We start from the raw sequence: 14025 nt of genomic DNA, 5'->3' as shown, positions 1-14025 counted from the left end.
AAATGAAAGTTTTATAAACACAAAAAGAATCCTGCCCGGGTTACTGTTCACTGATAATATATAAAAGACACCGCCGCATGGGCGATGTCTTTTGTTTTATTCATTGTCCGGTCTGGTGCCGAGAGTCAGCTCTATAGTATTTTCTTCATATTCCCCATTAGTGGCTCTTGCAATAACTGCCTCAATCTTCTCTCCCGATTTATAATACTGCAGTTTATCCAGCAGATCATCACCATCACTGACTTTCTGTCCGTCGAATTTTACGATGATGTCGCCTTTACAGATACCTGCTTCCTGTGCCGGAGAATCATCCTCCACACTTCTTACAAAGGCGCCTGTGGGCATATTATACATCTCAATTGCCTCTGTGGTCAGATTGGCAAGACTTACTCCCAGATATCCTTTTTTGCTACTGTCTACTTTCTCCCTGGTCTCACGATTCATCAGTTCTTCCAGAATAGGCTTTGCCTTGGAAATAGGAATGGCATATCCCATACCTTCTACAGCACTGTCTGCGTATTTTGCAGAATTGATGCCAATCAGCTCGCCTTTCATATTCAAAAGTGCACCACCACTGTTACCCGGATTGATTGCCGCATCCGTCTGGATCAGTCCTGTACTGTTCGTTCCGTCATCTGTAGAAATCGTCCGGTTCAATGCACTTATCCAGCCTGATGTTACAGACTGACCATATCCAAGCGCATTACCGATCGCAACTACCTGCTGCCCTACTGCCAGATCATCCGAACTTCCTATCTGAGCAATCTTGATCTGATTTAAAGTGTCCTCAGGGATATCCGATTTCTTCACCGCAACTACTGCCAGATCATTATCAGCATCTGTACCCTTAATCTTGGCACTGACCGCATCCTCTACATTCAGATCTCCATTATCTCCCGCATTCACAGTCTCTGTCTCTGCATTTGCCACATCATCCCCGATAAAGCAGACACTCAGAGTTGTAGCTCCATCCACCACGTGATTATTCGTTGCGATCAGAAGCTCATCATCATTATCTCCAACGATAATCCCTGAACCTGTTGACGCACTCTTATATTGGTGGGAACTATATCCGAAAAAGCTTGGTATTTCCTGAACACTGACCGTAGTGATCGCAACTACAGAAGGCATGGAAGCCTGAGCCACTGCTGCTACTGTTCCATTCTCAGAGTCAGACAGCACCTTATCGGCAGTGCTGTCATCTGATGCCGTTTCCTGAAGATCCACACTGTCTGTAGTTTTAATCTGCACCGAAGACTTACCTGTATTCAGGAATCTGTCTGCTGCAAAATTTGCCGCCTGAAATACAACTGCCGCCACCAGGCCAAAGATCACAGCCAGTGCGATTGTCGCCCCTGCTTTTTTCTGAAAAGAATTCTGATTTCTTCTGTGTCCAGAGGGACCGGATGGTTTCAAAACAGTTCCCTGTTCTTCATGGAACTGATAATGTTCATATCTGGGCTGCTGACCGGAATCATCTGTTTTTTCACCCAGGTTTCTTTCATCATTCATGTAATCTGCTCCCTTCTGTTCCTGTATTACTGTTTATCGGAACACTCCCCGAAATAAACAATGATCTGTAACTGTTTTATTTCTGCACAGTTACAGCAATTCTTCTCCTGAACTCTGGAATCAGTATATCAATTAATTGTGTTCAAAATGTGACAATTATCGTAAATTGGCGTGTCTTAAGGTTATCCGCTTACCTTTATTTTCTGTTCCAGTAATATGGACTCATGGTACATGCAAGAACAACTTTCCGGGGAAGTTTTCTGTATCTTTTCCCCAGGAAATATCCTGCATATTTCATTCCGCTCTGCCAGATCAGCTGAGGAATCAGCCAGAAGTGTCCCGTTCTTATCAGATAGCCCAGGCTTCTTTTTACCAGACGGATTCCCTCTCCCTCAGAAGGTACTCCTTCAAAAATTTCCGGATGCTCTGCCTGGGATACTCCCAGATCGAAGTTTCTGTGAAACTGCTGCCTTCCGGAATAATTATGGGAATGATACACTCTCGCATCTGCCGCATAGACAACTGAATAGCCTTTCTGAATCATTGTTCCGGCACAGATCATATCTTCATTGAAAATCGCCCGCTCTGTAAAACCGCCTGTTTTCAGATAAATCCCTTTATCATAGGCCGCACACACATTAGAACAGAAATAGGTCTTGATCCCGTACTTATCAATATCAGCCAGCGACTTTACCGAGGACTGCTCCGGATAATTAAAAGAACGGGTATAACATTCCAGAAAGCGACAGTCTGCCCTGGGTAATTGTCTTGCATAGGCTGCTCCTGCACCCGGATTTTCACTGACAGCACAGACAAGATTTCCAATTACTTTTCTGTCAGCAGGGAGAGCATCCTGTGTCATAAAGATCATAATATCTGCATTCGAAAGTTCTGCTGCCCTTCTTCTGGTTCCGCCATGATCAAAATCCTTCTGTTCCAGGTGATGAACCTCAAGGATCGGACATTTCTCCCATTCTCTGTTCCAGTACTGCTCTCCCGTATTCATAACCAGAATCCTGCGGGGACGGTATTCCTGTTCTTCCAGCCTGTGCAGCAGTTCTCCAAATTCTCTGCCGGGACGATAGGCAGGAATGATTACATCAACTGTCGCAGTGCCATTATATTTTTCCTTATGCGTCATCCTCAACACTCCTTATCTGAAAAGAGGACCATCCTTTCCAACAGATGGTCCTCTTTTCTATTATTTATATTTTTATAGCAGTTCCCTGTTATTGTTCTTCAGAACTTGCTCCGGAATCTGCTGCTGAATCATCGCTGAATCCATCGTCGCCGCCGGTCTCATCTCCGCCGGTCTCATCTCCACCGGTGTCATCGCCGCCGTCGTAGTCTCCACCACCAGTGTCACTGCCGGTGTCATCGCCGCCATTATCATAACTGCCGTCATCACCACTGTTATCATAATCGCCACCGCCGCCATAATCTCCGCCGCCATTATCATAACCGCCATCATAACCGCCGTTATCATAATCATTGTCATAATCATAATCACCGCTGTTATCCGTACTGCCGGAGGTATTATCGCCGGACCATACAAAAGTGTCATTTGCATTTGTGGTATCAGTGTCCTGTGTCGTAGTCTTGGCTGCATCATCCAGCTTACTTTCTCCGCCGACGATCTCAAGTATCTTATTACTGCGGGCCACTACCTCAGAAGACGGAGTATAATCCTGATCATCATACAGGAACTTGTGAAGTTCAACTACATTGTTCTCAAGATCAGTAGGAACAATAATACTTCCCTTGATATTGGAGAATTTAAACTTCTGCGGGAATCCCGTACTGTCTGTAAATTTATATCCGATCAGAGTCGGAATAAGTCCCAGAATATCCTGTTTTGAAAGAGATGTTGTAACCATCGGGAATACATCATCCATAATCTTAAAGATAGAAGAAAGGCCTGCTATCTTCGCCTTATCAAAGAGCATTCCAAGTACTCGTCTCTGACGCTCTGTACGTCCCATATCCAGACTTGCAGTATAACGGATACGGCAATAGGATGTCGCCTGTACGCCGTTCAGATGATAAGTTCCTACAATTGCTTCCTGATCTTCCGGCTTTGGCTCCGGTTTCTCGAGCGGAGTGTAATCTTTTCCTGTCAGCTTGGATGTTTCCACGCAATAGTTATTCATATGTTCGATTTCCGCATAAGATAACGGAATATCAAGACCGCCAAGATCATCTATCACTTCTACAAGTGCGGAAAAATCAGCCGTCGCATAATCGGAAATATCCAGATCCAGGTTTGTATTTAACATGGTGATCGCCTGTTCCGGACCACCCAGCGCATAGGCTGCATTTGCCTTCGTATAGGTATCATCTCCAACATTGAGAAGTGTATCTCTGTATACGGAAACCATACGCACTTCTTTTGTATCATTGTTTACACTCACAATGATCATGGTATCACTGTTCTGTGCAGAATACTGGGAGCCTTCCCCTCTGGTATCAATACCAAACAGCACATAGGTCTTGTATCCTGTCATCTTTGGTGCTTCCTGGTTTACGACTATTTTTTCCTTTTTCAGTTCCGGCTGCTCGATCTTATCCAGCCTGGAAGAAATCTGTCCATACACATACAGCCCGCCAATAAACAGCAGCAGTACAATGATCTCAAGCACAAACAGTACTTTTTTCTTTTTTCCTGGTTTAGCCATGACTTTTTCCCCTTATCTTAATATGCATTTTTGTTTATAAATCCCTTGAAAAATGTAAGGAATATAATCTTGATATCCAGCCCTATGCTCCAGTTTTCAATGTAATAAAGGTCATATTCGATTCTTTTTCTTATGGATGTGTCTCCGCGGTAACCATTCACCTGAGCCCAGCCGGTAAGTCCCGGGCGAACCTGATGTTTCACCATATATCTCGGGATTTCTTCTCTGAATTTCTCTACAAAAAACGGCCGCTCCGGTCGTGGTCCCACAAGGCTCATGTTACCCTTCAGTATGTTGAAAAGCTGTGGCAGTTCATCAATACTGGTGTGACGCATAAACTTTCCGATGGGTGTTACTCTTGGGTCATTCTTTACTGTCCATGCCTTCTTCTCTTCCGATTCCGGCTGTACTTCCATGGAACGGAACTTATACATCCGAAAAGTCTGGTTATGAAGTCCAACCCTCTCCTGTTTATAGATCAGTGGTCCCGGTGATGTCAGCTTAATGATAGCACACATTAACAGCATCAGCGGTGAGGTTACTATGATTCCAACAATAGATCCTGCAATGTCCATCGCCCGCTTGACCAGTGCATTGAATGTATTGTTCAACGGTACATAACGGATATTGATAACCGGAAGTCCCAGTATATCTTCTGTGTATGGTTTTGTCGGAATGATCTTATTATAATCCGGGATAAACTTGGTGTGTACTCCGGATTTTTCACACAGTGCTACAATCTCTTCCAGGCGGTAATATTCACTTAAGCCCAGAGTGATCGCTATTTCATCCAGCCGGTTCTCCGGAAGTATTATATTCAGATTGGCAATCCTTCCAAGAACTTTGATTCCCTTGTATTCTGTTCCTGCCGGAACATTGTCATCCAGTATTCCGCGGATCACATATCCCCACTGAGGATTGGCAAGAACTCTGTCAATGTATTCCTCTGCTGCGCGGCTGTATCCCACACAGATCATCTGTTTCTGATTCAGTCCCTTCTCTCTCATATCTCTCAGAAGAGCGAAAATCAACATTCGGGCACACCACTGAAGCACAATATTGATTACATAAAACATAATATAAGTAGAACGGGAAAAATCGCTCTCATCTATCATGTAAAATGTAAACATCAGAATAAGGAGCCCAAGCGAGTTGGCCTTTACAATATTAGCCAATACAAGCCGACGCCCCTGCATCCGCATGGGAGTATACAATGTGAAAGCCTGATACAACAACAGATAAACCGGTACAATAAAAACCAGCATCAGCATATACTGCTGAAAGCTTCTGGTTCTGACTGCTGTTGCTGCCATAGGACCAACAAAACGGATCAGCCATGCCAGAAAATATGACAGTACCAGTACAATTGCATCAATGATCATATGGAGACGACTGAAATTCTTTTCATTGTCCTTTAGCAATCTTTTGTCACCTCATTTTTTTATCGTTTCTATATTATAATAGTTGTTTTATAAAAGCAATAAAAATTTATCTTTCTTTCTTATCATCCGCACAAACGCCTGAAGATATTCACCCACAATTCAACTTGAATCCTAAAATAGTTTGACAGATTTTGAAATTTAAAAGGTATTTTATGATTTTTTTTACTGATCTGGAATCCATTCTTAATTCCCGCAATATACTCTCTTCCGAATCCTTTCAGCGTAAAAAACAGAATTTTGATTCCAAATCCTGCAACAAGAAACGGAAGATTGATAATAATCTGTAACACCGGCATATTTTTGTATATCAGATAAATATTATTTCTGGAAGAATACCGGATCTTGAACTGATTATATCTGGATCCGCTGGTACCGCTTCCCACATGGTATACCATGGCATCAGGTGCATACCAGTTTTCATATCCGTAGATCCTGGCCCGGTATCCCACGTCCATGTCCTCCAGATATGCAAAATGTTCTTCGTCAAAATATCCCAGTTCATCAAAGATCTTCTTTCTGTAAATAGCAGCTCCTGCACAGGAAGCAAAAATCTTCTCTTCCTTTTCATAGGTATGGATATTTTTCCCCTTACCTCTTGCATAAGCCCATCCAAGCGCGCAGTAATAGTTTCCTGCATCATCCAGCCTGTCCCTGTCATGAAACTGAATCATTCTGGCAGCACAGGAGAAAGCTTTGGGATGCCTTTTGATGGCTGACAGCATTTCTTCTATAAAATTCTCCGTTACTTCAATATCATTGTTTAAAAGCAGTACATAAGGTGAGCGTGATGCTCTGATCCCTTCATTGACCGCTTTACAGAATCCGAAATTCTCCGGCAGTTCGATCAGATGGACCCATGGATACCTTGCAGCAACAAAAGCACAGCTTCCGTCATTGGATCCATTATCCACAAGAATTACATCAAAATTGCTTACAGTCTGACACTCCAGACCTGCAAGTACGCCATCCAGATAAGCCATCCCATTAAAATTCGGAATGATCACTGATACTTCCTGCATGATTTCCTCCCTGTCTTCTCTTTTTTCTGTCCTGCTTCTGTCTCCATTCCCGGGATTGGCTTCAGAGAATAATTCCATTTGGTAAGAGACAGGTTTTTGTTATAACAGGGATCTCCGTTTTTGAGAATGTCTATCCAGTGACATCGCATATATTCAATCTCCGTCTGAAAACGGCGCACTTTCTCCTTGCTGTCTTCAGCTCCTCTGGTCTTTGATTCCATATGATAAAGCTTCGCATAGGGATCATATACGATCAGATAGCCGTTTTTTCTTACTTTCAGGCAAAGATCCACATCATTAAATGCCACAGCCAGTTCTTCTGTAAATCCTCCTGCCTGCTCAAAAACCTCTTTCTTCATCAACAGACAGGCGGCAGTCACTGCACTCATATCCTGAAGAAGGGATGCCTTATGCAGATAGCCGGTACGGTCCGCAGGCATATCTACGAACATATGCCCCGCAATACCGCCCATTCCGATCACACATCCTGCATGCTGGATTGTATTATCCGGATAAATGAGCTTTGCTCCGACACCGCCCACTTCCGGACGCTGACACACTCCAAGCATTTCTTCCAGCCAGTCCGGATTGATGGATTTTACATCATTATTCAGGAAAAGCAGATATTCTCCCTTTGCATGCGCCGCAGCAAAGTTATTGATGGCAGAATAATTAAATTCTTTTCCCCATCTCAAAAGATGGATCTTCCGGTTTCCGGAAAGCTCTTTATAATATCGGAAAATCTCATCAGTGGTACTGTTATTCTCCACGATTATGATTTCAAAATTCTGATAACCGGTATTCTTCTCCAGCATTTCCAGACAGGTCTGAAGAGTCTCTTTCTCGTCTTTGTTTGGTATGATAACAGACACCAGAGGTTTTCCCTGCACCGGATATTTCACCCGGTAAAAGCCCAGATCCTGTGTATGGCTTACCTCGCCTTTTGTACCTGTTCTCTCAAGATGAGCTTCTATTGCTCTCTTGCCGGCTTCAAATGCGTACATTTTACTGGCAGGATTATCTGCAGTGGAGGCTTTGTGTGTTCTCCAGTGATACAGGATTTCCGGAACATGTAAAACCTCTCCGGCATTCTCCGTACAGCGGAAGATAAAATCGTAATCCTGAGCTCCGTCGAATTCTTTTCGGAAACCTCCGGCCTTTTCTACAATACTCTTTCGCACTACAAAAAAGTGGCAGATATAATTATTGGAACGCAGGAGATCCAGATTAAAATCCGGTTTCAGATGTGGCTGAAAATGCTCGTCCAGTTCTGTTGTAACCTTATCCTCGTCTGTATAAAGCGCATCTGCCTGCGGATGATCCTGCAGTATTTTCACGATCTCATATAATGCATTGGGTGCCAGCAGGTCATCATGGTCAAGAAGCCCCACAAATTCACCTTTTGTCATTGCAAACGCGCGGTTTGTATTCTCTGCAATGCCAAGGTTCTCTTTGAGATTGCAGAATCTTACCCGGGAATCTCCGGCTGAATATTCTGCCAGTACTTTCTGCATCTCCTCATTGTCAGGACTTGCATTTACGATACACAGCTCCCAGTTTGAATAAGTCTGAACGATCAGTGATTCTATCATCTGTCTCAAAAATTCTACAGGTGTCTGATAAGCCGGAACTGCAATGCTGATCAGCGGTGAATAATCAAATTTCTGTTTCCTCTGTGTTTCCAGTGTTTCCTCCGTCGGAATGTAAGCCCGGTACCATAGACCATATGGTACTTCTTCCGGTTCAAAACGTTCATGCAGCCTGATCCAGAATTCCTTTGGTCCATAATGCTTCATGTAGCGGAACCCTTTCCGGATCGTATAGGGGGAAAGCTTCCTGAACATTTTCGTCCACTGGATTTTTCCTCCTGCAGATGGTTTTTTACTCATATGATAACCTCGATTTTTACTATGATTTTTTATTTTAACATTGTATGATATTTTTTGCAAGAAAGGAGAGAAATGTGTTATACTGTTATTGTTTTTATGTTATCGTTTTTATGTAACTGTTCACATACAATGAACAGTTACTTTTCAACATTCTTATGCACAGGAGTATTATATACCATGATGATAAAGAAAAAAAGAATCACTGCAGCCCTGCTGGCTCTGGGACTTGGTGCTGTCACCATGTTTTCACAGTTTCCGGTATCTGCTGCTGAAGAAACAGCTCAGGATACAGACGCCGCCGCACAGACAGCAGATCCGTCTGTCGTAGTCACCAACGGTATCGACGGATGGCCCCAGGCTTCCGATATTTCGTCTGCCGCAGCAATTGTAATGGAAACTTCCACTAACACAGTCCTGTATTCCAAAAATGCAGATCAGCCCCTTTACCCTGCAAGCGCAGTCAAGATCATGACCTGCCTGGTTGCTCTTGAGAACAGCAGTCTGGATGAACAGGTAACCATGACTGCAACCGGTGTTTCCGGTGTTACTGACGGAGGAGCCAATATTTCCTCACAGTTAGATGAGGTTTTCACCATGGAACAATGTTTATATGCCATCATGGTTGCCTCTGCCAATGATATCGCACTGCAGGTAGCTGAACATGTGGGAGGTTCTGTGGATGCTTTTGTACAGATAATGAATACCCGGGCACAGGAACTTGGCTGCACCAATACTGTCTTTACCAATCCTACCGGCCTTCCTGACGAGAACCAGCATATCACCGCCCATGATATGGCTCTGATCATGGAAGCAGCTATGGCAAATGACACTTTCCGCACCATTGCAGCAACTACTTCCTATACACTTCCGGCAACAAATGTTTCCGGCGGTGAACGTGTACTCACAAACAATTTTACCATGATAAACAGCACCAGCGACGGTTATTATAAACCCTGTATCGGCGGTAAGGAAGGGTACACAGAAGCTTCCGGAAGTACCCTGGTATGTGAAGCTTCCAAAAATAACATGAAGCTGGTATGCATTGTATTAAATGGCGCATCCGGTGTTACCGATAATGAAGCGATCGCGCTTCTCAATTATGGTTTTGACAATTTTGCACCCCTTACCATCGCAGACGATGATTTTAACCGTCTTTCCGGTGGTACAGTCATTGCACCAAACGGTGCCACAGAAGATAATCTGACCACAGAAGATACTTCTTCTGACGGACAGATCACACGCCAGTATTACTTTGGAGGAACTCCTGTAGGAACTGCTATTCTGGAAGACGCAGAGCAGCAGACAAATGATGCCGCAGTAACCAGTCAGAAGAATATGGAGGCAGCACAGGCATATTCTGCTTCCCATACAACTGCTCCTTATTATATCATCGGGGCGATTGGGGCAGCATTCCTGCTGTTTTTCCTGTTCCTGATGATCAAAGTGATCAAATCCTGAAGCCTACTTCTGAATACCAGACAGTAACCATTTCTTTGATAGATAAAATAGATAAATTTAAGGGACTTCCGCAAAAGCTTTTCATGCGGCAGTCCCTTTATTTCTTTTAAGGCAAGATTAAAAATGCCCAGCAGGCAAATGGCGAAATCACCAGCAGTACAGTCAGTACTCTGTATATCAGACTCCGCACCTTTTCATTTTTCACTGTTTTTGTCAGAATATTATTCCAGCCCAGCGTAACAAAGTACATCAGAGGATATAATGCAGGCATAAGATATCTTCCCTGTGGCTGATTATCACTGTAATAAACATAATACAGAAACAGAAATACCGGAATCATAATCAGAAATACCATCATCAAATGGAAAATACCTTCTTTATTCCACTCTCGGGATATCACCTTTGTTTTAATCTTCCATCTGTCATTTCCAACTGCTTTCCGCTGTGCAACATACATTTTTTTTCTCAGATCAAATGTCTCTTTTACAAAAAATACACTGATGATTCCAACAGCAAAGAACAGCATATACAGTTTGCTGACCGTATATGGCATATAAATTTCCATCTGTCCAAAAGTACCGATGAAACTTACACACACTGTCAGAATCCAGTTATGATACCAGCCGGGATCCTGATAAAGGATAATATCTTTCCAGTTCCATCCCAGCTTTGCAGGCGTCGGATACAGTGAAGGTCTGTAATCCTTCTGAGCATATTTTTCCGCACATTCCGCACAGGATTTCCTTCCCAGGAAATCTCCGTTATACAAAACTGCGTTACGGATGAACCACCAGCCGCAGAGAACTAAAGTAACTGCTGCGATCACTGCTCCTCTGCTGAAAAGGAAACGAACTCTCTGTGAAAAAGCTTCTTCTCTGCAGAGTAATACCGTAAAACAGAAGAAGAAAAAACTGCAGAGTATCCAACCGTATGCATTATAATAAGACAATGCACATACGGCCATTCCCACTGCAAGGAGTATACAGTTTTTCCATGTCCAGTCTTCTCTCAGATAAGAGACCCATGCATACAAGATCATGGCTGCTGCCAGCAGTGCCAGTGAGTCTGTATTCACATAAGTTCCCATAAAGATTGCCTGCGGCATAAATCCTGCCAGTGCTGCAAACAGCCATCTAACTTCTCTGGAATATTTTTCTTTCGGAAACAGTTTGCCCGAAGCTTTTACAACAAAATACACTGCACCTGTGACAAACAGTACATCTGCCATACGTGCAATTTTGAACATGGAGTATCCCGGATCTGCAAAAAGCCGGGATATTCTCATAAATAATGCAGACACGATATAAGATACAACCGGATAATATGCATAGGAAATTCCCCACACTTTATTCCTGACAGCCGGATCATCTCCCCCCGGAAGAGCTCCATGATGTTTATAAATGTAATCTGCAACATAATATCTCATCTGTTCATCCGGCCCTGAATTAAAAGGCTGTGTCATCGCCCAGGTTGTCAGCAGGATAAACGCCAGAAATACAAAAATGAAAATTTCTGTTTTTTCATTGATCTCTTTCTTTTTCTTTAACATATCTTCTTTCACATTCATTTTATAGCAATTTCATCTTCAGATTCTTTTCAGAGAAAAGTCCTGGCTCTTCAGAGTAAGATTGGGGTTATAATAAGGATCTCCGTTCTTCAGGATCTCCGGCCATTTTTTCTCAAAGGTGGCAATTTCTTTGTTAAATCGTGCCACTTTTTCCGGAGTATCCTCAAGACCTCTGGATTTGGATTCATAATGGTATAATTCCGCATATGGATTATACACGATCAGATATCCCGCCTTTCTCAGCTTCATGCAGAAATCAATATCATTAAATGCAACAGCCAGTTCCTCTGAAAGTCCTCCAACTGCATCAAATGCAGATTTCTTCACCATCATGCAGGCAGCTGTAACCGCACTGTAATCCTGTGCACAGATAATTCTGTGACAATATCCGGTGGTACCTCTCTTCTGCTGGACAAAACAGTGTCCTGCAATTCCGCCAAAACCGATCACAACACCTGCATGCTGGATCGTATCATCCTCATAATAAAGTCTTGCACCCACTGCGCCTACATCTTTACGCATGCAATAACCCAGGAGTTCTTCCAGACAGTCCGGATTAATGATCTCTGTATCATTGTTAAGCAGAAGCAGATACTCACCCTTTGCAAAAGATGCACCATAGTTATTAATGGCAGAATAGTTAAAGACTCCGTCCCAGTATACCATGCGAACCTTCGGATTCTCTGCCTCCAGTTTTTTGTAATATTCAAAAGTAGCAGAATCTGTACTGTTATTCTCTACAATAATGTACTCATAATTTTTGTACGTAGATTTCTGTTCAATGGATTCCATACATCTCTTCAGATCATCAATATGGTCTTTATTCGGAATAATAATAGAAATCAGCGGATCATAATCTCTGATAAACTTCGTTCTGTACAGCCCCAGATATTCACCCTTAAAAACCTCTGCGTGGATTCCTGTTCTCTCATAGTGAGCCTGTACTGCACGTCTTCCGGCTTCAAAGGCATAAAGCTTGCTCTCGGGATTCTCTGCTGTGGAGTCCTCATGGCAACGCCAGTGATACAGGATTTTTGGAATATGACAGATTTCTTCATCCTTTACTGCTTCCACACAGCGTAACACAAAATCATAATCCTGTGCACCGTCAAACTCACTTCGCAGCCCGCCAACTTTTTCAATTACTTTTCGTGATACCACAAACAGATGGCAGATATAATTGACCGTACACAGCAAATCCGGATTATAGTCCGGTTTAAAATGCGGCTGAAAGAATTTATGTCCATCCATAGACATCTTATCTTCATCTGTGTAGATCACCAGTGTCTGCGGCTTCTCATTTATTGCTTTCACACATTCAAATAATGCATTCGGCGTCAGCTCATCATCATGGTCTGCAAAGGCAATGAAATCACCTGTTGCAATTTCAATGGCACTGTTGGTATTCTCTGAAATCTGAAGCGGCTCCTCATGAGAAACGTATTTAATTCTGTTATCCTTCGCTGTCAGTTCTTTTAACAATTCCGTCAGCGGTGACTGTGCGCCGCTTCCGTCAGAGAAACAAAGTTCCCAGTTTGAATAAGTCTGTTCCTGAAATGATTCTGTCAGTCTTCTGAGATATTTCTCCGGTGTCTTATACAGCGGTACTACAAAAGAAATCTTGGGTCTGTATCCAAAGGATGTTTTCTTCTGTTTCTCCAGTTCGTTCCTGTCCGGCAGATGATGTCTGATCCATTTCTGATAGGATGGCGGTCCCTGACGTACATTTTTAACCTTTGTCACTACCTTCTCAGCAAGAGCCGCCGCACCCTGAGATTTCCAGTAGCGGATTCCTTTTTCTACATATTTGTCTAATTTCCTTGCCAGAATATCAGCTTTTCTCAGAGGAACCACATGTACAGTTTTCTTCTCGCCTGCATAAAACACTACATACAAGCATTTTCCCGAAACGTTGGTGATCTCAGAGAAGAATCCTGTCTTTCCCGGATCCTGTGCTTCTTCAAACAGCTGGTTGACATCCACCCTGTCTGTTCTCTGGATTTCAGCGGCAACCGGCTTTTTATCCGCATCAAAGATACGGACAGTCACAGGCTTCGGTGCAATGGCCCACCCTCTGATCCGTACAGTTCCCTGTTCTGCACTCTCTTCTTCAAAATATACCTGCGGTTTATCTCTTTTTTTATCCAGTTCACCGGCAGTGATGGAAAACCAGACATGTTTTTTATCCGGAAACTTCTCATAGATCACAAGCTTATGATACCCCTCCAGATTTTCCGGTATCTGAACAGTTGCCGTAATCTGTATTCCCTGCATTTTCTCCGGATCTTTAAAACGTTCCAGTGCACTTACATTTTCATTTTCTTTCACAGACACCTTCAGTTTGTGCTGATCCAGATATGCCTCCATCACCGCATCTTTCGGCCAGTGTCCCTGCACAATATACTGTGTCCTGTCTGATAAATGAAATCTTTCTCTTACTACTTCAAATATTTCCTTAGGCAT

The 14025-nt window shown here is 43.1% G+C and carries 9 protein-coding genes; 1 reads left to right on the top strand and 8 read right to left on the bottom strand.

The window, feature by feature from the left end; all coding sequences use genetic code 11:
- Positions 1-96: 96 nt before the first annotated feature.
- From I4V44_RS10310 to I4V44_RS10285, 6 genes are all read right to left on the bottom strand, one after another.
- Complete coding sequence (locus I4V44_RS10310; protein WP_025580303.1) at positions 97-1512, bottom strand: S1C family serine protease; 1416 nt, start codon at positions 1510-1512, stop codon at positions 97-99.
- 196 nt (positions 1513-1708) lie between these two features.
- On the bottom strand, positions 1709-2653 hold the full coding sequence (locus tag I4V44_RS10305; RefSeq protein WP_118587399.1) for a glycosyltransferase family 2 protein: 945 nt from the start codon (positions 2651-2653) through the stop codon (positions 1709-1711).
- Positions 2654-2741: 88 nt separating this feature from the next.
- Complete coding sequence (locus tag I4V44_RS10300) at positions 2742-4187, bottom strand: LCP family protein (RefSeq protein WP_118574127.1); 1446 nt, start codon at positions 4185-4187, stop codon at positions 2742-2744.
- A 17-nt stretch (positions 4188-4204) separates the two neighbouring features.
- On the bottom strand, positions 4205-5608 hold the full coding sequence (locus tag I4V44_RS10295; RefSeq protein WP_025580307.1) for an undecaprenyl-phosphate glucose phosphotransferase: 1404 nt from the start codon (positions 5606-5608) through the stop codon (positions 4205-4207).
- A gap of 83 nt (positions 5609-5691) precedes the next feature.
- On the bottom strand, positions 5692-6648 hold the full coding sequence (locus I4V44_RS10290; RefSeq protein WP_118574131.1) for a glycosyltransferase family 2 protein: 957 nt from the start codon (positions 6646-6648) through the stop codon (positions 5692-5694).
- On the bottom strand, positions 6630-8537 hold the full coding sequence (locus I4V44_RS10285; RefSeq protein ID WP_118574133.1) for a glycosyltransferase family 2 protein: 1908 nt from the start codon (positions 8535-8537) through the stop codon (positions 6630-6632). The genes I4V44_RS10290 and I4V44_RS10285 overlap by 19 nt, the downstream gene beginning before the upstream one ends.
- Positions 8538-8714: 177 nt before the next feature.
- Here I4V44_RS10285 and I4V44_RS10280 point away from each other — a divergent pair, with 177 nt between their 5' ends.
- Positions 8715-9995 carry a D-alanyl-D-alanine carboxypeptidase family protein gene (locus I4V44_RS10280; RefSeq protein WP_243100821.1) on the top strand — a complete coding sequence of 427 codons (1281 nt, stop codon included), beginning with the start codon at positions 8715-8717 and terminating at the stop codon, positions 9993-9995.
- Positions 9996-10101: 106 nt separating this feature from the next.
- On the opposite strand, the gene I4V44_RS10275 is transcribed toward I4V44_RS10280, so the two are convergent.
- Positions 10102-11562: an ArnT family glycosyltransferase gene (locus I4V44_RS10275; protein ID WP_243280262.1), complete on the bottom strand. Its 1461-nt coding sequence runs from the start codon at positions 11560-11562 to the stop codon at positions 10102-10104.
- Between the two features lie 18 nt (positions 11563-11580).
- Positions 11581-14025: a glycosyltransferase family 2 protein gene (locus I4V44_RS10270; RefSeq protein ID WP_118587397.1), complete on the bottom strand. Its 2445-nt coding sequence runs from the start codon at positions 14023-14025 to the stop codon at positions 11581-11583.

It is taken from the genome of Blautia sp. 1001283B150304_161114_C9 (assembly GCF_015668165.1).
Taxonomy (GTDB): Bacteria; Bacillota; Clostridia; order Lachnospirales; family Lachnospiraceae; genus Blautia_A; species Blautia_A wexlerae.
Note: the sequence above shows the minus strand (reverse complement) of the source record. Positions and strands in the feature narration are given on the sequence as shown.

Coding starts and splice junctions, on each gene's coding strand:
- I4V44_RS10310 (WP_025580303.1), bottom strand. CDS start 1,512: ATGAATGATGAAAGAAACCTGGGTGAAAAAACAGATGATTCCGGTCAG.
- I4V44_RS10305 (WP_118587399.1), bottom strand. CDS start 2,653: ATGACGCATAAGGAAAAATATAATGGCACTGCGACAGTTGATGTAATC.
- I4V44_RS10300 (WP_118574127.1), bottom strand. CDS start 4,187: ATGGCTAAACCAGGAAAAAAGAAAAAAGTACTGTTTGTGCTTGAGATC.
- I4V44_RS10290 (WP_118574131.1), bottom strand. CDS start 6,648: ATGCAGGAAGTATCAGTGATCATTCCGAATTTTAATGGGATGGCTTAT.
- I4V44_RS10285 (WP_118574133.1), bottom strand. CDS start 8,537: ATGAGTAAAAAACCATCTGCAGGAGGAAAAATCCAGTGGACGAAAATG.
- I4V44_RS10280 (WP_243100821.1), top strand. CDS start 8,715: ATGATGATAAAGAAAAAAAGAATCACTGCAGCCCTGCTGGCTCTGGGA.
- I4V44_RS10275 (WP_243280262.1), bottom strand. CDS start 11,562: ATGAATGTGAAAGAAGATATGTTAAAGAAAAAGAAAGAGATCAATGAA.
- I4V44_RS10270 (WP_118587397.1), bottom strand. CDS start 14,025: ATGCCTAAGGAAATATTTGAAGTAGTAAGAGAAAGATTTCATTTATCA.